General features: G+C 29.9%; 17 protein-coding genes. 16 read left to right on the top strand and 1 reads right to left on the bottom strand.

The features are described from left to right. The first annotated feature begins 154 nt into the window (after window positions 1–154). From OQ292_RS06700 to OQ292_RS06625, 16 genes are all read left to right on the top strand, one after another. Entirely contained in the window at window positions 155–1441 is a 1287-nt protein-coding gene (locus OQ292_RS06700; protein ID WP_284685279.1) for a nucleotide sugar dehydrogenase, read from the top strand. 85 nt (window positions 1442–1526) lie between these two features. Next, window positions 1527–2570, top strand: a complete 1044-nt coding sequence (locus OQ292_RS06695) for an NAD-dependent epimerase (RefSeq protein WP_284685278.1) — start codon at window positions 1527–1529, stop codon at window positions 2568–2570. Window positions 2571–2619: 49 nt separating this feature from the next. Next, complete coding sequence (locus OQ292_RS06690) at window positions 2620–3495, top strand: class I SAM-dependent methyltransferase (protein WP_284685277.1); 876 nt, start codon at window positions 2620–2622, stop codon at window positions 3493–3495. Beyond that, entirely contained in the window at window positions 3482–4858 is a 1377-nt protein-coding gene (locus OQ292_RS06685) for an MATE family efflux transporter (RefSeq protein ID WP_284685276.1), read from the top strand. Before OQ292_RS06690 ends, OQ292_RS06685 begins: the two co-directional genes overlap by 14 nt. Before the next feature lie 194 nt (window positions 4859–5052). Beyond that, window positions 5053–6222, top strand: coding sequence for a hypothetical protein (locus OQ292_RS06680; protein WP_284685275.1), 1170 nt, complete (start codon window positions 5053–5055; stop codon window positions 6220–6222). Window positions 6223–6225: 3 nt separating this feature from the next. Then, window positions 6226–7452, top strand: coding sequence for a glycosyltransferase family 4 protein (locus OQ292_RS06675; RefSeq protein ID WP_284685274.1), 1227 nt, complete (start codon window positions 6226–6228; stop codon window positions 7450–7452). 22 nt (window positions 7453–7474) lie between these two features. Further along, window positions 7475–8272: a sulfotransferase domain-containing protein gene (locus tag OQ292_RS06670; RefSeq protein ID WP_284685273.1), complete on the top strand. Its 798-nt coding sequence runs from the start codon at window positions 7475–7477 to the stop codon at window positions 8270–8272. 2 nt (window positions 8273–8274) lie between these two features. Next, window positions 8275–9429: a glycosyltransferase gene (locus OQ292_RS06665; protein ID WP_284685272.1), complete on the top strand. Its 1155-nt coding sequence runs from the start codon at window positions 8275–8277 to the stop codon at window positions 9427–9429. A 38-nt stretch (window positions 9430–9467) separates the two neighbouring features. Further along, a complete protein-coding gene (locus tag OQ292_RS06660; protein ID WP_284685271.1) occupies window positions 9468–10400 on the top strand; it encodes a glycosyltransferase family 2 protein in 933 nt (310 codons plus the stop codon). Window positions 10401–10405: 5 nt separating this feature from the next. Beyond that, window positions 10406–10873 carry a VanZ family protein gene (locus OQ292_RS06655; RefSeq protein ID WP_284685270.1) on the top strand — a complete coding sequence of 156 codons (468 nt, stop codon included), beginning with the start codon at window positions 10406–10408 and terminating at the stop codon, window positions 10871–10873. After that, a complete protein-coding gene (locus OQ292_RS06650; protein ID WP_284685269.1) occupies window positions 10863–11414 on the top strand; it encodes a WcaF family extracellular polysaccharide biosynthesis acetyltransferase in 552 nt (183 codons plus the stop codon). Before OQ292_RS06655 ends, OQ292_RS06650 begins: the two co-directional genes overlap by 11 nt. After that, entirely contained in the window at window positions 11411–12172 is a 762-nt protein-coding gene (locus tag OQ292_RS06645; RefSeq protein ID WP_284685268.1) for a glycosyltransferase family 2 protein, read from the top strand. The genes OQ292_RS06650 and OQ292_RS06645 overlap by 4 nt, the downstream gene beginning before the upstream one ends. 20 nt (window positions 12173–12192) lie before the next feature. Continuing rightward, entirely contained in the window at window positions 12193–13125 is a 933-nt protein-coding gene (locus OQ292_RS06640; protein WP_284685267.1) for an NAD-dependent epimerase/dehydratase family protein, read from the top strand. Then, entirely contained in the window at window positions 13122–14093 is a 972-nt protein-coding gene (locus OQ292_RS06635) for an MraY family glycosyltransferase (RefSeq protein WP_284685266.1), read from the top strand. The genes OQ292_RS06640 and OQ292_RS06635 overlap by 4 nt, the downstream gene beginning before the upstream one ends. A gap of 144 nt (window positions 14094–14237) precedes the next feature. After that, entirely contained in the window at window positions 14238–16274 is a 2037-nt protein-coding gene (locus tag OQ292_RS06630; protein WP_284685265.1) for a polysaccharide biosynthesis protein, read from the top strand. 256 nt (window positions 16275–16530) lie between these two features. Further along, window positions 16531–17754: a transposase gene (locus tag OQ292_RS06625; protein ID WP_284685264.1), complete on the top strand. Its 1224-nt coding sequence runs from the start codon at window positions 16531–16533 to the stop codon at window positions 17752–17754. A gap of 6 nt (window positions 17755–17760) precedes the next feature. Here OQ292_RS06625 and OQ292_RS06620 read toward each other — a convergent pair whose 3' ends face one another. Then, on the bottom strand, window positions 17761–19422 hold the full coding sequence (locus OQ292_RS06620; protein ID WP_431733766.1) for an IS1182 family transposase: 1662 nt from the start codon (window positions 19420–19422) through the stop codon (window positions 17761–17763). Window positions 19423–19499: the final 77 nt, after the last annotated feature.

Genomic DNA, 19499 nt, shown 5'->3' with positions numbered 1-19499 from the left:
GATCAAATTATTTAGTTACATAACAAAAATGTGACTTACGAGGCGAAGCTGTATTTAGGACCTGGATTTTAATGGCTGATCTATATAACTTAAAATTATTTATCGTTTGCCTCATAAATATTTGTGTTTGTAATTATCAACGTGTTAACTAAAAATGAATAAAATAGCCATTATCGGATTAGGGTATGTTGGTTTACCATTAGCTGTTGAATTTGCTAAGAAACACCCAACAGTAGGATTTGATATTAGTGAAAACAGGGTAGGAGAGTTGGCTAAAGGGAAAGATAGAACACTTGAAGTAGCTGATGAAAACTTACAGAAAGTACTAGTAGATAAGCCATGTGAGGGGAAAGGGTTGTATGTGTCATGCTCAGCAAGTGACATGGCTAAATGTAATATTTATATAATTACTGTTCCTACGCCAACAGACAAGCATAACCGACCAGTTTTAACTCCCTTAATAAAAGCAAGTGAAACTATTGGTAAAGTTTTGAAGAAAGGAGATATTGTTGTGTATGAATCGACAGTATATCCAGGAGTAACTGAAGATGAATGTGTTCCAGTTCTAGAGAAAACTTCAGGCTTAACTTATAACAAAGATTTTTATGCTGGATATAGTCCAGAAAGAATTAATCCTGGAGATAAAGAGCATACAGTAACTAAGATATTAAAAGTGACTTCAGGCTCAACACCGGAAGCTAGTGAGGTAATTGATAAGTTGTATCGTTCAGTAATTGTTGCAGGAACTCATAAAGCATCTAGTATTAAAGTTGCTGAGGCAGCTAAGGTAATTGAAAATGCCCAAAGAGATATAAACATTGCTTTTGTAAATGAGCTTGCTAAGATTTTTAATCGAATGGGCATTGATACGCATGAAGTTTTGGAAGCTGCAGGGACAAAATGGAATTTTTTACCTTTCAAGCCAGGACTAGTAGGAGGGCACTGTATTGGTGTTGATCCATATTATCTAGCTCAAAAAGCTCAAGAAGTTGGCTATCATCCAGAAATTATTTTAGCAGGTAGACGCTTAAATGATGGCATGGGTCAATATGTAGCTGCGGAAATTGTGAAGTTGATGGCTAAGAGAGATATTAGAGTTAAAAGAGCGAGAGTATTGTTATTGGGTATCACATTTAAGGAGAATTGTCCTGATATTAGAAATACCCGTGCAATTGATATTTACAAAGAGCTTTGTACTTATGATATGGATGTTTCGGTTTACGATCCATGGGCAGATCCTGAAGAAGTACACCATGAGTATGGTATAAAAGCATATAGAAATATAACCGAAATCCCACATAATGAATTTGAAGCTATAGTTCTAGCAGTTGGTCACAATAGCTTTCTTGATCTAGATTTAAAACCATTTAAAGCTCCAAATGCAGTAGTGTACGATGTTAAAGGGGTTTTGGATAGAGAAAAGATTGAAGGGAGGTTGTGATTTTGAGTATTACTCAAAAGCTAGCAGCAAAATCCATTTTTGGGATGATGATGTAAGATTTATTAATATATAAAAAAATTAATTAATGAAAAAAGTTCTTGTCACAGGTGCTGCTGGTTTTATTGGTATGCATACAGTCATGAAACTTCTAAGCGAAGGTTTTGAAGTTGTTGGATTAGATAATATTAATGACTATTATGATGTTAGATTGAAATATGCAAGATTAGAGGAATTAGGTATTGATAAAAATAACATTTTATATAATTGGCTAACTGATGGTCACGATGGGTTTAAGTTTCTACAACTAGATTTGGAAGATGCAGGTAATTTAAATAATTTGTTTGCAAAACAAAATTTTAGCTTTGTAATAAATCTAGCGGCACAAGCAGGAGTTCGTTATTCAATAACTAACCCAAGAAATTATATCAGTAGTAATATTATTGGGTTCTATAATATTCTTGAAGCATGCAGAAATTATCCGGTTGAACATCTGGTATTTGCTTCAAGTTCATCTGTATACGGCCTTAATAAATCAGTTCCTTTTAAAGAAAGTGATCATACAGCACATCCCGTTTCTCTTTATGCTGCAACAAAAAAATCAAATGAAGTGATTGGTCATGCATATAGTCAGTTATATAATATATCAATGACAGGGTTAAGGTTTTTTACTGTGTATGGTCCTTGGGGAAGGCCTGATATGGCTCCATTTAAGTTTACGAAAGCAATACTTGAAGGAAAAGAAATTGATGTTTATAATCATGGTGAAATGCAAAGAGATTTTACCTATATAGATGATATCGTTGAAGGTGTTTATAAAATAATGTTGTCACCTTCACTTGTAGATTCTGATTATGATCATATTCATCCTTCACCGGCGTCAAGTTCTGCTCCATATCGTATTTTAAACATTGGAAACAGTAGTCCTGTACATCTGATTAAGTTTATTAAAGCTATAGAACAAGCAACTGGCCATAAAGCTAAAATTAATATGATGGATATGCAACCTGGTGATGTACAAACAACATATGCTGATACATCAAAAATATCTAATGAAATTAATTATAAATCTAAAACGAATATTCAAGTTGGAATTTCAAAGTTTGTAAATTGGTATTCTAACTTTATATAATTTCACTGATTTAATATGTGAACAAAGAATTAATTTTTTTATATAAATTATGAATAAAATAAAGTATTTTGTTAGCTCTTTTTTTAAATCATTTGATGAGAAAAAGTGCCCATATTGTCAAAGTAATAATGTAATTCAAATTGACCAAAAATTTATATTCACAAAATTATTAAAATGTAAAAAATGTAATTTTCAATTTAGATTTCCACTTGATTCGTACGATGAAAGTATAAAGTTTTATCAAGACGATTATGAACAAGAAGGTTTAACAACTGATTTACCAACTGATGACGAATTATCATATTTGATAAAGTCTGACTTTAAAAATGGAGCAAAAGATTTTTCTTCGCATATTAATCTTATTAATCGTCTAGATATTCATTCTGAAAGGTTAAGAATCCTGGACTATGGAGCAAATTGGGGATATACATCTTGGCAATTTATAAAAGCAGGTTTCGATGTATCAAGTTTTGAGATTAGTAAGCCTAGAGCTAAATATGGTAAAGAAAAATTAGGGATTGATATAAAAACAGATATATCTGAAATAAAAGGCAAGTTTGATGTGCTTTTTAGTTCACATGTTATTGAGCATTTGCCTAATATTAATGATTTCATTGATGTTTCCAAGAAATTATTAAAAGATAATGGTGTATTCATTGCATATTGTCCCAATGGTTCAGATGAATTAAAAAAAACAAATCCTAAAGGGTTTCATGGTTTTTGGGGACAGGTACACCCAAACTATTTAAGTAAAGATTTTTATAAATTTATATTTAAGAAAAATCCTTATTTAATAACATCTACACCGCTTGATAATGACTTATTAGATAAATGGAATAACAATCAAATAATTGGCACTCTAAGTAATAATGAGTTGTTAATTATTACTAAAATTAATAAAGAAATTTCAAGTGAAAATTATTAGTTCCCTGTCAAAAAATGTCATTTTTAAGAGATTAATTAATGGATTAGGTGTGGGAGTAATAGAGCAGATCCTAAACGTTATAATCCAAGTGGTTTCTATACCAATGTTCTTACATGCATGGGGTAAGGTTTTATATGGAGAGTGGTTAGTTTTGTATACGTTTCCTATGTATTTAACAATAAGTGATTTAGGCTTTTCAAAAGCAGCAATAAATTCTATGACAATGTCTTTTGCAAAAAAAGATTGGGATAGTGTAAATAGATATTTTAATAGTTGTTTAGTGTTATTAGCTGTTGTAGGTTTTTTTCTATTATTATTAATAATGATTTTAATGAAATTCTTGCCATTAATATCTATATTAAATTTTCACTTAATACATGAATTTCAAATAATAAAAGTTGTAATAACTTTTACATTTCTTTTTTTAATTCATCAACAAAATTCTCTTCTTACAGGTGCTTTAACTTGTTCAGGAAGATTTGCTAAAGGTGTAAGTATCCAAGTTTTATATAAATTTATCGAATTTATAATTATTGTAATTATGTTGAGTATGTCAGCATCAGTAGAGGTAATTGCTTTAATCTATTTGCTAAGTGCCTTTTTACGTTATTTGCATTTAAACTTTGAAGTTAGGGAAAAAAAATATTCATGGTTAGTAATTGGAGTTTCTGGTCTTAACTTGGCTAGTTTTAAAACAATAAGAGAACTGGCAAGTCCAGCATTAGCATTCATGCTTGGGCCTATTGGTAATGCTTTGAGAAATCAAGTCCCTTTATTCTTTATTTCGAGTATCATAGGCCCTTCTTTTGTTGTTATGTATACGACAATGAGAACAATAACTAATATAGGAATACAATTTATAGGTTTGATCAATCGCTCCATATCACCAGAATATGCAAGAGCATTTGGGGAAGATAATATAGATTTACTAAAAAAATTATACTTGAATGCATGTCGATTGGCATTTTGGGGGGCATTTTTATTGTCGTTATTTTTAGGCATTAGTGGAAAGTATATATTGCTTTTTTGGACTGAGGGAAAGATTGATTTTAATTATATTTTGTTTTATACATTTTTATTGAGTTTAATAGTAAATTCATTATGGTTAAGTAGTTTTTTTCTAACATATTCTATAAATAAACATAAAAGACAATCTGTTGAATATGTTATTTCATGTTTAATAGGAATAATCATTACTTTTCTAATATTATTAAGTACTAAGAATGTTTCTTTTGCTGCTATAGGTATTTTAATAAGTGACTTTCTTATTCTTACTCGTGTAATTAAAATCAATACAAAATTTTTAAACCAAACATTTTGGGAGATATTAAAAAGCACCTTTGTATTTTCCTTCAAAATTTAATTTTTTAAAAAATTAAGCTTTTATAGGTGTGGAAAATTAACTTAAGTATAACATTGTACTTATTATACATATCATTAGCATTGTTAATAACTCTAAGTGTTTATGTTCTAAGAAATAGATACTTAGGTCTTTTTTCCTTTTCTTTTATAGGGCCATTATTAATTTGGATTCAATATCATTCATCTTACTTTGAGATGAAAATAAAAGGGCAATATTATACAAGTTCAATTTTAGTAGATGAGTTTATTAATGAGGGTTTGTTGTTTTCTTTTTTTTCAATGATATTTTTTTTCCTAGGAACTATTTCAGTTAAAGAAAAGAAAGAAAAATTAAATGTATTTGAAAATAGTACATTTTTTTATAAAATTTATTCACATAAAATTCAATTATTAGTTTTATTCATTTCTTTTCTTTTATCTATTTATATTCTAGGAGGTATTTCAAATGCATTTTATAGTAATATAGAAAGAGGTGATTGGAATATTATGTTGGTTGATTTAGGTGAAAATGTAAGAAAATCAATAATGGTTGGAAGTAGCTTGATTTTTCCATTATTTATGTTGTATGCATCCATCGGATTAGTAATTAAAGCAAAGTATCGATTCATTTTTTTATTAATTGCTTTTGTCTCTTCATGGATATTTTTCTTTGAATTTAGCAGAGGGTCTGGACTTATCTTTTTAACATTATTATTTGCAGATTTTTGGATTTATAAAAAAATTAAAACTAAAAAATATTTACTTTTAATTTTTGTTTCATTATATTTTTCAAGAGTTGGAATAACTCAAAGAGCTAATTATCCTAATGGTGTAGGTAGTTTTATAAGTGCATTAATTTCAGTTGATACACTTAGCGATTTCTTTGAATCTTTTTATAAAAATAATACTGATTACAGTAAAAAAGACGCTCAAAAATCATTGTTTTATTCATTAGATGCATTACCTGCATTTACATTAAAAGCTTATGATCGAACAGTTGTTAAACAAAATATTTATAAAGAAGTTTGGGCTCTTTTATATAATATAAACCCACTACCTTCTTTTCTTTTGAAGCCAGCAGAAATTGGTACAGGTTTAAGTGAATTGCAAGGTGTTACATATGGAATTACAACTCCTGCATTAGCTCAGATATTTTTTGTATTTAATTTCTATGGAGTAGCATTTATTTATTTGATTGGTGTAGTTTTTTCTAGATTTGAATTGATGTTAATTAATCAAAATAAATTTATAAGTGTACTAATTTATTTATTTTTAATTTTATCTATAGTAATATCTTCTCATAGTGATTTTAGAGCCATGATGAAAATCCTCTGGTATTTATTATTCTTTATATTCTCAATTAAACTTTTTATAAAGTTAAAATAACTTATGATTGTATCTCAACTAACTGCAAGAAGAGATTATGCGGTCCCAAAAATCTTATATGAAAATAACATGTTGTCTATGTTATTTACAGATGCATATTACAATGTAGATAAATATCCAATTTTTAATCTCTTAGATAGGACTCTACCAAGTAAATTAGTTAAGACTTATCATAGATATGACCCAAATATTCCAATAGATTTTGTGAGAAGTAACTGGGCGTTGGCTTTAAAGTTTAGGTATCAACTTAAAGCATTTAACCCAACTAAAAAATATTTAGCTCAAATTAATGCTTTCAAAGCTAATTCTGAATTTATAATAAGGTATTGTAATAAAAATAAAAATATAAATTCTTATTATGGGTTTGATTCAGCGAGTAAAGAGTTCTTTGAATGGGCCAAACCCAAAGGATTCTCTTTATATTTAGATCAATGCATTGCTCCCAGATATTCCCAAATATTAATGTACAAGAAATTTCAAGATACTTATGGTGTAAATCAACAACGAAATATTGAACAATGTATGTTTCATAAAGAAAGAGAGGAAAGAGAGTGGGAGTTAACAAATAAAATTCTGGCACCATCTAGTTATGTTAAGTCAGAATTATTAAAAGCTGGTGCACCAGAAAATAAAATATTTTTAGTTCCATTTGGTTATGAATCACCATATTCATTGAGTTATAGGAAAAAGAGTTTCGAAACAAATTTAAACATTACAAAAGATAAGCTAAATATTTTATTTGTTGGAAATAGTGGGTTAAGAAAAGGTATTTATGATTTTTTAATGATTGCAAAACATTTTAACAATTATCCTCTGAAATTTAATATTGTGGGTTCTATTCAGAAAGATATTTTTAAATACATAGAGAATGAAAAAATTAAGAATGTTAATATTATTGGTAAGTTAAATCGTCAAGATTTAAATGAAATTTATAAATCATCTGATATTTTTTGCTTTCCAACTTACCTTGAAGGGTCAGCTAGAGTTGTTTTTGAAGCAATGAGTTGGGGGTTACCGGTATTGTCAACATATCAGTCAGGAAGTGTTATAACAAATGAACTAGATGGTTTTCTAGTTGATGCAGGACAGATTAATAATATGATAATGTATATTCAAAAATTAATTTCATCAAAGGAATTAAGGTTTAAAGTTGGAGAAAAAGCTTTATACAAAGTCGAAGAATTTAACCTAAATAATTATGCGAAAGCTTTAATACCAGTACTAACTTAATTGTAATTTCAAACTTTCTAATATGTCAAAAGTAAGATGGTTTTTAGAAGGAACATCTCATTACGCAACAATGTATATAGGGAAAAAATGGGGTAATAATTTTCCAATGTATTTTGTCTGTTCTTTTCCAAGATCTGGATCAACATGGTTAAGCGAATTGCTAGCAGATTATTTTAACTTGCCGAGACCAAGCCATTATATATTTCCTATAGGTTTTTCTTCAGTAATTCACACACATGTTTCTCCAAATTTTGGTTTGAAAGATTGCTTTTATATATACCGAGATGGCAGAGATTGTTACTTATCATTTTATCAGTATTTATTGAAAAATCTCATTGAAAAAGGTGAAGAGTTTAATGAATTTGGTTTTTGGAAAAAAAGGTTTAAGAAAGGAGATTATAAAGAACATTTTGATGAAAACTTTTCGATATATCTTGAAACGCAATTTAAAAAAAAATGGCATTGGGGGAAGCACACTTTAGGATGGATTGAAAAGTCAAAGAACTATAAAAATGTAGAACTAATAAAATTTGAAGATTTAAAAAATAATCCTTTAGGAATCATGACAGAAGTTTTAGAAAAAAGATTTGGATACATATCTATATCTTCTTTAGAAGAAGCTGTAAAAAGACAATCCATCCAAACCCAAAAAAATAGACCTAAAGATCAGCATAGAACCTTTATTAGAAAAGGTGAAACAGGAGATTGGAAAAACTATTTTCATAGAGAGTCAGCAGATATATTTAACTATTATGCTGGTAAGTCTTTAATAAAACTAGGATATGAAGAGAATAGTGAGTGGTTAAATATTTTTAATTAAATATGAATGTATCTTTTTTAACAGGCTCAATATCAAGACTTTCGGGTGGTTTATATACTAGTGTAAGAAGGTTAACACAAGAACTCAAAGGAATTGATATTGAAGTTTTGACTTTTGAGGATCAATATTTTGAGCAGGATAAAAAACTATGGAACCCAATAAGATTGAAAACTTTTTCTTACTCTGGGCCATATAATTTAAGATACTCTCCTAGTTTAAAAAAATATCTTGAGGTTAGTAATCCACATATTACTCATATACAGGCTCTATGGATGTATCAGTCTTTGGCAAACCTTCAATGGTCAAAGAAATATAGCAAACCTTATATTATAACTCCAAGAGGAATGTTAGACAAATGGGCGGTAAATAATGCTAATTGGAAGAAAAAAATAATTAGTACTTGGTTTGAAAATGAACATTTAAAAAAAGCTTCTTGCATTCATGCATTATGTGAGTCGGAAGCAAAATCTGTTAAAGAATATGGGATTAAGAATGCACCTATTTGTATTATTCCAAATGGAATCGATTTACCTGAAGTTAAAAATTATGAATCGCCTTTAATAAATAAACCAAATGTATTGTTATATATCGGTAGAATTCATCCGAAAAAAAATCTACTTAACTTAGTTGAAGCATGGGCTAAAGTTTCAAAATCTATAGGAAGTAATATTTTTCAAGACTGGCAGTTAGCTTTAGCAGGATGGGATCAAGGAGGTTATGAAGAACAACTAAAAAGGAGAGTAAATGAATTGAATATAAATGATAGTGTTTTATTTCTTGGTCCGAAATATGATTTAGAAAAGCAAAATTGGCTTGCAAACTCACAAGGTTTCATTTTACCCTCTTATAGTGAAGGATTGCCAATGGCTATTTTAGAGGCATGGGCTTTTAAACTACCAGTTTTAATGTCAAAAGAATGCAATTTACCTGAAGGCTTTATGAAAAATGCCGCACTGAATACTGGTACAACTATAACTAGTATTGAAAACACAATTAAAAATTTTCTAGAAATGAAAGAAGGGGAAAGAAAAGTTATGGGTTTAGCTGGTTATGAATTAGTTGAGCAGAAATTTACTTGGGATAGAATTGCATCGCAAATGAATGAAATATATAATTGGGTTTTAGGTGATCTATCAAAACCTAGTACTGTAATTTAATTTTGATGATTTTGTGTTTTTGACTAATAATTGTTGATGTGGAAAAAAATGACTTAACTATTATTTTATTAACTTATAATGAAGAAGCTAATCTACCTGCTTGTTTAGAAAGTCTTAAAGGACTGAATTATCCAATTTTTGCAGTAGACTCTTTTTCTACCGATAAAACATTATCAATATTAGAAAGTCAACAGATAAAATACGTTCAGCATTCTTTTGATAATTATTCTTTACAAAGAAATTGGGCACAAGAAAATAATCCATTCGAGACAAAGTGGGTATTTCACTTAGATGCTGGGGAACGTTTAACTCCAGAGTTGGTTAATTGGCTTAATTCAAAGTTTGATCCTAATACTGATATAGAAGGATATATGTTTAGTAGAAGGACTATTTTTTTAGGGAAATGGATTAAATATGGAGGGCATTATCCTAATTTTCATTTGCGATTATATCAGGCAAATAAAGGTAAATGCGAAGAAAAAGTATATGACCAACATTTTGTTGTTAACGGGAAAAAGGAAATAATTAAAACTGGAATAGATATAATAGATACTGTTACTGATACATTATTGAATTTCACAACTGGTCATGCTCGTTGGGCAGTTTTTGAAGCACTTGAAATAGTATCTTCGCAAAAAGATACAGGTGATGTGAAAGCAAAATTATTTGGCAATCCAATTGAAAGGAGGAGATGGTTAAAACAAAATTTATTTGAACGTAGTCCTTTATTTGTTCGTAGCTTTTTATATTTCTTTTATAGATTTATTATTAAAATGGGCTTTTTAGATGGTACTATTGGATTAGTTTTTCATTTACTACAGGGATTTTGGTTTCGTTTTTTGATAGATGCAATAATTTTAGAAATTAAGACAAAAGTAAGTTCTGGAAATAATATACTATTAAAGGACTTAATTAAAGAAGAATATGGAGATAAATATTATAAATTACTAGAATCTAAAAATATTAAGTAATTCACGTGAGGTTTCATAAGTGTATTTATTTACTGCTTTTATTATTCTATTTCCTTTCTTTAGTTTGGTTTTTAGTTTTTTATACCTACAAAGATTTTTCTAGATTAACTAATTTATCCAATTCCCAAATTAAACTTATACCATTTGAGCAGACTTATCATTACATAAATGGAATTTTTAAAAAAAAATATGATAATCATTATAAAGAGCAATTTATTACTCAAGTCTTTGGTAATGTAGTACTTTTTATTCCTTGGGGACTATTATTGCCATTAACTATAAAGAAATTATCAGCCAAATTTTGGGTTATATTTTCTGGTTTTTTTTTGAGTTTTTTATTTGAGTTTATTCAATTTACATTTAAGCTAGGTATTTTTGATATTGATGATATCATACTAAATACTTTAGGTGTTTGGATAGGATGGTTATTATTAGATATTTTAAAAAATTTTAATATAATTAATGAAAACTAATCTATCCCAATTTAATAACTCTTGGTATTCTCCAAAAGCATCCACTTTTAAGCAAATCATTTGGTATTTCATAAATATTATATTCTTTCAAAATCCTTTAAATCCAATAAGTAAACTAAAAGTAATCCTATTAAGAATATTTGGAGCTAAGATTGGCAAAAATGTAGTTATTAAACCTTCGGTGAATATTAAATACCCTTGGTTACTTACGATAGGAGAAAATGTATGGATAGGAGAAAATGTATGGATTGATAATCTTACTTATGTAGATATAAGAGATAATGTATGTATTTCACAAGGTGTTATGTTGTTAACAGGAAGTCATAATTATAAGAAATCTACTTTTGACCTAATTGTAGGTGAAATCGTATTAGAAGATGGTTGTTGGCTTGGTGCACAAAGTATAGTATGCCCTGGTATAACATGCTATTCTCATAGTGTATTAGCTGTAAATTCTGTGGCGACTTCTAATTTAGAAGCTTATTGTATATATCAAGGTAATCCAGCTATTAAGAAAAGAACAAGAGAAATGTCTGCATGAATAATTTCAAAGTATCCATTATTACGATTTCATATAACAATGTAAGTACTATTCTAGATACAATTAAATCTGTAGGATCTCAAACTTATTCTAACATAGAGTATATTGTAGTGGATGGAGCTTCTAATGATGGTACGCTTAATATTATAAAAAAAAATCAAGATATTATTAGTAAATATATATCGGAAACTGATGAGGGTATTTACGATGCTATGAATAAAGGCATTCAGTTAGCTACTGGTGAAATAGTAGGTATTTTAAATGCCGATGATTTTTTTTATAATAAGAATACATTAGCATCAGTTGTTGAAGCTTTTAATAAGTATAACGTTGAAGCAATATTTGGAGATATTGTATTTGTATCTGATAGTAATCACGACAAAGTAATTCGATATTATTCTGCTAAAAAATGGCATCCAGATAAATTTGTTTGGGGTTATATGCCTCCACATCCTTCATTTTTTGCCAAAAGTGATTTATATAAAAAATTTGGTTTATTTAAGACAGATTATCATATAGCAGCAGACTATGAGCTCTTAATTCGATTTCTGAAGGTCAATGAGGTTAAATATAAATATTTGCCAATAGTTACTACCAAAATGAGAATGGGAGGAGCAAGTACTAAAAATTTGTATAGTAACTATTTACTCAATAAAGAAATAATAAGGGCTTGTAAAGAAAATGGACTATATACAAATGTATTTATGGTTTATTCAAAATACATAAAAAAAATATTTGAATTTATTGTAAAAAGATAGTTTTTATTCATAACAAACGTATGGTAAGAATATTAATTACAGGTTTTACAGGTTTTATAGGCCATAATCTATTACCACATCTATTGAGTAAAAATATTAAAGTAGATGGAGTTTCCAGAAAAAAAGTTCTTCAAAATATTTCTGTTTATAAATATGATGAACTTACAGTAGAACTACTTAATAAGTATGATGTAATAATTCATTTAGCTGGTAAAGCCCATGATTTAAAGAATAGTACTAATGAGTCAGAATATTTCAAAATAAATTCAGGTTTAACCAAGAAAATGTATGACTTATTTTTAAAAAGTGATGCAAAAAAATTTATTTTTCTAAGTACTGTTAAAGCTGCTAAAGATCGAGTTGACGGTTTTTTGGTAGAAGATGTAACTCCTGACCCTAAAACAGCATACGGAAAATCTAAGCTTGCCGCAGAAAATTATATTTTATCACAAAATTTAGAAGGTAATAAATCTTTTTATATTTTAAGGCCTTGTATGATTCATGGTCCGGGAAATAAAGGAAATTTGAATTTGCTTTATAGTTTTGTTAAGAAAGGAATGCCATATCCATTAGCCGCATTTGAAAATCACCGATCTTTTTTAAGTGTTGACAATTTACTTTGGGCAATAGACAAAATAATTTCTACTAAAGTAAAATCTGGAGTTTATAATTTAGCAGATAATAGTAGTATTTCAAGTAATTATCTATATAAATTAATTGCAGAAACTTTAGGCTTAGAGCCAAGAATTATACAAGTACCGAAAAGTATTATACGGTTATTAGGATACACTGGTGATATTCTGCCTTTCTTACCTATTAATTCTCATAAATTACAAAAACTTACTGAAAATTATTGTGTAAGTAATGCAAAGTTCATTTCTGAAGTTCAATCTGAATTTCCAGTTACATTAGAACAAGGGTTGATTAAAACTATAAATTCATTTGAACAATGATCTTCTTCTTTTTATTTGCCAGCTTATTTTTAATACAAAAAATTTATTTTGTAACTGCAGATAAATATAACATTGTTGATAAACCTAATGAACGTAGCTCTCATGATTATTTAACAATTCGTGGAGGTGGAATAATTTTTCCAATAGCGATATATATTGGAGCAATAGTATTTCAAGTTACTATACCTTTTTTTCTATTTGGTTTATTCTTAATTTCTGTGATAAGCTTTTGGGATGATATATCAAGTTTACCAAGTCGATATCGAATATTAGTACATTTTATATCAATTGCATTGTTGATGTTTTCAGTTGGTGTATTTGAATTATCATATTGGGTAATTTTACCTATATTTATAGTTGCTACAGGAATTATTAATGCCTTTAATTTTATGGATGGAATTAATGGTATAACAGGAGGATATAGCTTAATCACATTATTGACTCTATTGTATATAGATCAAGAGATTATAAATTTTATAAATGAAAGACTAATATTAGTAATAATCTTTTCTGTAATTATTTTTTTATTTTTCAACTTCAGAAAAAGAGCGAGATGTTTTGCGGGGGATATAGGAAGTGTATCAATAGCTTTTATTATTATTTATTTATTACTAACATTAATACTTAAGTCAAATAATTTAATTTATATCCTTTTGCTTAGTGTATATGGAATAGATTCAATATTTACAATAGTTGAAAGATTGTTGAATAAAGAAAATATTTTCAAACCCCATAGAAAGCATCTCTATCAATTATTGGCTAATGAGATGCAAATATCACATCTCAAAGTATCAAGCATATATATTATTTTTCAAGCTTTAATTAATGCTGTTTTAGTAATATTCTTACATGTTAAAGAATATAATTTTTGGCTATTAACTTTTCTAAATTTAGCTTTGCAAAGTATTTTATACCTTTTTGTCAAAAATAAGATAAAGTACATTATAAAAAATAGACACGTTATTTGAAAATTTATTATAACTAATTACTCAAGTATGTGTTTTAAATATATTAGTATTTATTAATAAAAGATTTTAAATACTTGGTTTAGTATAATCTTTGGGTTGAGTTAATTAACTCAATATATTTTTAAGTTAATTCTTAGAATAAATATGTCAACAACTAATTCAAATGGCACTGTTTTAAAGGCAATGTCTCAAAAATCACCAGCAGCTATTAATTTTTATTTACGACTAAAAAAAATGTTAGTAAATGCATATGGGACCCGTATCATAATTTTAGGTGTAGATGTTGTAGTCTCTGTTATGGCATTTGTATTGGCAAATCTTTTAAGATTTAATTTTGTAATAACTGATATACCTTTAGATAAGGCTTTACCAACTATTTCTGCCTTAATTTTAATTAGGACTATTACTTTTAAGTATTTTAAGACTTATTCCAGTGTTATAAGATTTACAAGTGAACATGATTTATTGACTCTTTTAAAGTCTGTTACTTTAGGTTCATTCGTGTTTTTTTTATTTACTTTTCAATTTAATTTTTTTGATGAAATATTCTTTTTTCGAAAATCAATTGTAATGATTGATTATTTAATATGTTTATTTCTTCTGATTAATTATCGTGTAGCCTTAAGAGTTATTCATATACAGATGAATAGAGAAAGACAAGTGCATGAAAATGTTGTAGTATTTGGTGCGGGTTCTTGCGGAGATATGACAAGAAAAACAATCGATCATGATAAAGATACTCATCTAAAAGTACTAGCATTTTTTGATGATGACTTATCTTTACATAGAAAAACAATGGGAGGAATTAGAATCTATCATACTGATCATTATTTTGAGGAAGTAGTTAGTAAATTTAAAATTAAAAAGGCTATTATAGCTATACATAAAATATCTATAAAGAGAAAGGAAGAGCTTGTTGAGTTATGTTTAAAACATAATATTACACCACTGATAGTTCCTCCTGTTGAAAACTGGCTAAATAGTAAATTGAAAGTAAGTTCATTCCGTAAGATTAATATTGAGGAATTATTACATAGAGCCCCTATAGCTCTTGATTATAAAAATATAGCATCTCAAGTTGAAAATAAAACAATTCTTGTTACAGGTGCAGCAGGTTCTATTGGAAGTGAAATAGCTCGTCAGTTAATGAATTTTCACCCGGATAAATTAATATTACTTGATCAAGCAGAGACTCCATTGGTAAACTTGCAGCTAGAAATGCAAGAAAAATTTGATTATTCTGTAACTATTCCAATAGTAGCAGATGTTCGTGATCAGAAAAAAATGAGAGATGTTTTTTCGAAATTTAAACCTGATATAGTTTATCATGCTGCTGCATATAAGCATGTGCCTATGATGGAAGTAAATCCTGAAGAAGCTGTTAAAGTTAATGTTTTTGGTGTACAAATCGTTGCAAATTTAGCTGTTCGATATGGAGCTAGTCGTTTTGTAATGGTTTCTACTGACAAGGCTGTAAATCCTACTAATATAATGGGGACAACTAAAAGAATGGCGGAAATGTATTGTCAATCTTTAAATGATTATAGTAGAAATCTCAAAACTAGATTTATAACAACGCGCTTTGGGAATGTTTTAGGATCAAATGGTTCTGTTGTACCAAGATTTAAAAATCAAATTGAAGCTGGAGGACCAATAACAGTTACAGATCCTAATATAACAAGGTATTTTATGACAATCCCTGAGGCTTGTCAGCTGGTGTTAGAAGCTGGAGCAATGGGTAAAGGTGGGGAAATCTTTTTATTCGATATGGGAGAGCCTGTAAAGATTGTTGATTTAGCAAGGAAAATGATTCGTTTGTATGGTTTAGAAGAAAACAAACACATTTCTATTGAGTTTACAGGACTGCGGCCAGGAGAGAAGCTGTATGAAGAGTTATTAAATCAAGCTGAAAATACGATTAAAACCCATCATGATAAGATAACTATTGCAAAAGTTAGAAAAGAGCTTTTTGAAAAAGTTTATAAGGATTTGAAAAAAATTCAAAAAGCATTATTGGAGAATGATGACATGTTGCTTGTTGCTTATATGAAGCAAATAGTACCGGAGTTTAAAAGTAATTGTTCAAAGTATTCTGAGTTGGATAATACTGAAAATCTTTTAAAAGTTGTAAGGAAAGGAAAAAAAGAACTAAGAATAGGTCATAGAGCTTATTTGAATTAAATGATATTTTGAGATAATAACTATTTTATTTTTAAATACTTTCTATTTGATAAATTGAAAGTTGTTTAGTTACTATTAAAAAACTATTTGAGGTAAGTTTTTTTAGGCCTTACCTTTTAAATAAAAGGGATTGAAAATCAAGGTTTTAAATGCATTAATGTATAAAATAAAACCCCGCAATTAGCTAATAAAAGCTTTTTTCGGGGTTTTTGATTTGTTAAATTGTAGTGTCTAATCACAATTAACACTACAATATATGAGAGATCAACAGCTTTTCCAACCACAAGATTACTTAACTCCAAAATGGTATTTATTTAAGAGTAGTAAATTGGGTAATGTTTATGATAGCATCCCTTGGGAACAACTTTCTGCATGTCTGCCTAAGAAAAATAAAGGCCCTGGTGCTCCTAGCTGGTTTTCGCCTCAGGGCATGTTTGGCTTAATGTTTCTAAAAGCCTATTTAAACCTGAGTGATGAAAAGCTCATAGCACGCTTTAATACCGATTGGAGCCTTCAGCTATTTTGCAATAAATTGCTACAGGATCATCAAAAGATTAAGGATAAGGCCATTTTAAGTCGAATCAGGACGTATATGGCGGACCATACTGATTGGCAACAACTTCAAGAGGTACTACTCCAACACTGGAAAACAGACATGCATAATACGCATGTGCTCTTAATGGATGCTACTTGTTATGAGAGTTATATTCGTTTTCCTACCGATGTTAAGCTGCTCTGGGAGAGCTGCCAATGGGTGTTTGAAAAGCAGCTTTACAGATACTGTAAAATATTAGGAGTAAAACGACCTGGCTCCAAATATATAGATCAAAAGCGCATGCAGATGTCTTATGATCGTAGTCGTAAAAAGACATATAAAGCTGGTCGCAAGCGTAAAAAGTCATTGATATATCTACTATCCAAAGGATTGGGGCAACTGCAATGCCTACTTAACGAAAATCCACAAATACAGCTTCACTTACATGAGAGAACATATCTAAAAACTATAAAGAAGATAATCGAGCAACAGCAATTCTTGCAGCAGCATCCAGCTAAAGAATTGAAAAACAGGATTGTATCACTTCCCAAGGCTTATGTTAGGCCGATAGTGCGAGGTAAAGAAGCTAAAAGGGTTGAGTTCGGAATGAAGGCACACCTGCTTCAGGTGGATGGTATCTGCTTTATCGATACCATGGAGTTCCGCGCTTTTAATGAAAGTACCAGACTGAAATTAAGTAGTTTAAAACATAGATCGATATTTGGCTCACTTCATCAACTAGGAGCAGATCGCATTTACGCCACCAACAAAAACAGGAAGTATTTAACAGAAAAGAAGATATTTACCTGCTTTCCAAAGAAAGGTCCTAAAGTAAACAACCCTGCTGAAAGCCAACTCAGAAGTCTCATCTCTAGCCAAAGAGCCACGGTTGGCTATTTCGGAGTGACCGGTTCATCATCACTTTTGATACTGCTGGCGAAATGAAACCTTCTATGCAACGATTCTGTCAGGATATTCCATCAATTTCCTAAAAGCTGAGATTCTGGTCCTCTCTCTTGGTCTTTCTTCCAGCCAATAATAAATTCTTGAAAAATTCATAGCTGTGGCTATAATTACATTTTGTAAGTTTGCCTTACAAAGACCTATATATCTACTTCTCCTCATTCCAAAGGCTCTTACACCCAAAGATATAGTTGCTTCTACTCCTGCTCTCCTATTATATGTTGTAATATAATCACCTCTACTCTGTCCGATCCTAGCTTTTATCATCGCTTGATACTCCTCTTTTGGCAATAAAGTGAGCGTGCGCCGTTGAGCTTTGGTGCAGAACGCTTTACTTTTACATACTTTACAATCTTTCATAGAGAACTTTACTTTTATCATTTCTTTTTTACGTTTATCATAGGCTATTGTCCAACTTTTACTGGTATGACCCTCAGGACAAATGGCTTCCTGTTTGTCCAAATCGACCTTAAAGTTTTTCAATGCAAATCCTTTTCCTGATCTGGCTTGCCATTTTTGATCGGACCGGGTTGGTCCTAAGAGTTCAACGGCATATTGTTTTTTACTGTTTACCAATAAAGCAGAATCAATATACCCTGTATCTACCAAGTGGGTCTTAGGAAGTCTTTTATCTTTTTTTAGATCATCATGGATGCCATCGGTCATATTACTATCGGCAATGGGACTTTTGGTTGTAACCATATGGGTAATCAAATAAGGAAGATCTTCCTGACATGTCTCTGTAATATGTACTTTATAGCCTATCCAGGATGTGGTATACTTCTTGGCATAGCGGGCATCTTTGTCATAAGGTGAGCTGATGAACTGTAAAGCAGGGGGGATGCCCAATTGCTTGTCCCTATAATTTATTTTGTCTTCCTGAAGATAAAATTGTTGTACCCATACATTGCGGAGGAGTTTAACGGCAGGAAGGTTTCTTAACCAGCCCTCATCGTCTTGTTGATATATAATATCCAAAAGGTCATATCCATCTTTTCCTATCTGTATTGCAAACCCTAGTTGTTTTAATTGACTTTGGGGAAGGCGGGTACTACCTATTCGGGAGCTATACCTTTTGGTCCAATCCGGTATGGCATGTTGCCTCATCCAATCAGGAGCAACTGTGGCCAAACTGTTCAGTGCTGCTCTAATTGTTTCACCTATGCAGACCAATCTATTGGTCGCTCTTATAGCACCTAGCATATGGGTAGAATCCGTCCGGATAGTTCCCCTCTTTTTGATCCATTTACGCTCTTCGCATTTTTTTAGTAATCTGTCCAAGAGTAGAGTTACTGGAGCTCCCTTGATCAATCTACTCCTAAATTCGCATAAAACACTATTATCATAACCTGTTGCAGTGAGTTCCAAGCTCAATAAATATTTCCAATCAATCCGGGACGCCATAGCCTCTACAGCTTGTCGGTCAGATAAACCTTCGATAAATTGCATAACAGTAATCATGGCCAATCTCCAAGGATCTGCTGCTGGCTGACCTTTAGCGGGAAATAAATCTGCAAAAAATTCATTTTCATAGATTATCCCTAGTTCATCTTTGAGGGTTATATAAATATTCCCTTTAGGAAAACTGGCATGGGCAACTTGTTTGGTCAGTATGGGAATTTCAGGGATCTTATTTGGCTTTAACATGATCTTGTATTTAAATATTTATTGTATGATTTCCGAATCTAATAAATATTTGAATAGGACTTATAGCATTTCGCCAGCAG

It is taken from the genome of Chondrinema litorale, from assembly GCF_026250525.1.
In the GTDB taxonomy this organism is placed as follows: Bacteria; Bacteroidota; Bacteroidia; order Cytophagales; family Flammeovirgaceae; genus Chondrinema; species Chondrinema litorale.
Note: the sequence above shows the minus strand (reverse complement) of the source record. Positions and strands in the feature narration are given on the sequence as shown.

Bases quoted from the DNA above. Each gene is read 5' to 3' on its own strand.
- OQ292_RS06700 (WP_284685279.1), top strand. From the start codon at position 155: ATGAATAAAATAGCCATTATCGGATTAGGGTATGTTGGTTTACCATTA.
- OQ292_RS06645 (WP_284685268.1), top strand. From the start codon at position 11,411: ATGAATAATTTCAAAGTATCCATTATTACGATTTCATATAACAATGTA.
- OQ292_RS06665 (WP_284685272.1), top strand. From the start codon at position 8,275: ATGAATGTATCTTTTTTAACAGGCTCAATATCAAGACTTTCGGGTGGT.
- OQ292_RS06635 (WP_284685266.1), top strand. From the start codon at position 13,122: ATGATCTTCTTCTTTTTATTTGCCAGCTTATTTTTAATACAAAAAATT.
- OQ292_RS06670 (WP_284685273.1), top strand. From the start codon at position 7,475: ATGTCAAAAGTAAGATGGTTTTTAGAAGGAACATCTCATTACGCAACA.
- OQ292_RS06630 (WP_284685265.1), top strand. From the start codon at position 14,238: ATGTCAACAACTAATTCAAATGGCACTGTTTTAAAGGCAATGTCTCAA.
- OQ292_RS06675 (WP_284685274.1), top strand. From the start codon at position 6,226: ATGATTGTATCTCAACTAACTGCAAGAAGAGATTATGCGGTCCCAAAA.
- OQ292_RS06640 (WP_284685267.1), top strand. From the start codon at position 12,193: ATGGTAAGAATATTAATTACAGGTTTTACAGGTTTTATAGGCCATAAT.
- OQ292_RS06690 (WP_284685277.1), top strand. From the start codon at position 2,620: ATGAATAAAATAAAGTATTTTGTTAGCTCTTTTTTTAAATCATTTGAT.
- OQ292_RS06695 (WP_284685278.1), top strand. From the start codon at position 1,527: ATGAAAAAAGTTCTTGTCACAGGTGCTGCTGGTTTTATTGGTATGCAT.
- OQ292_RS06625 (WP_284685264.1), top strand. From the start codon at position 16,531: ATGAGAGATCAACAGCTTTTCCAACCACAAGATTACTTAACTCCAAAA.
- OQ292_RS06680 (WP_284685275.1), top strand. From the start codon at position 5,053: ATGAAAATAAAAGGGCAATATTATACAAGTTCAATTTTAGTAGATGAG.
- OQ292_RS06650 (WP_284685269.1), top strand. From the start codon at position 10,863: ATGAAAACTAATCTATCCCAATTTAATAACTCTTGGTATTCTCCAAAA.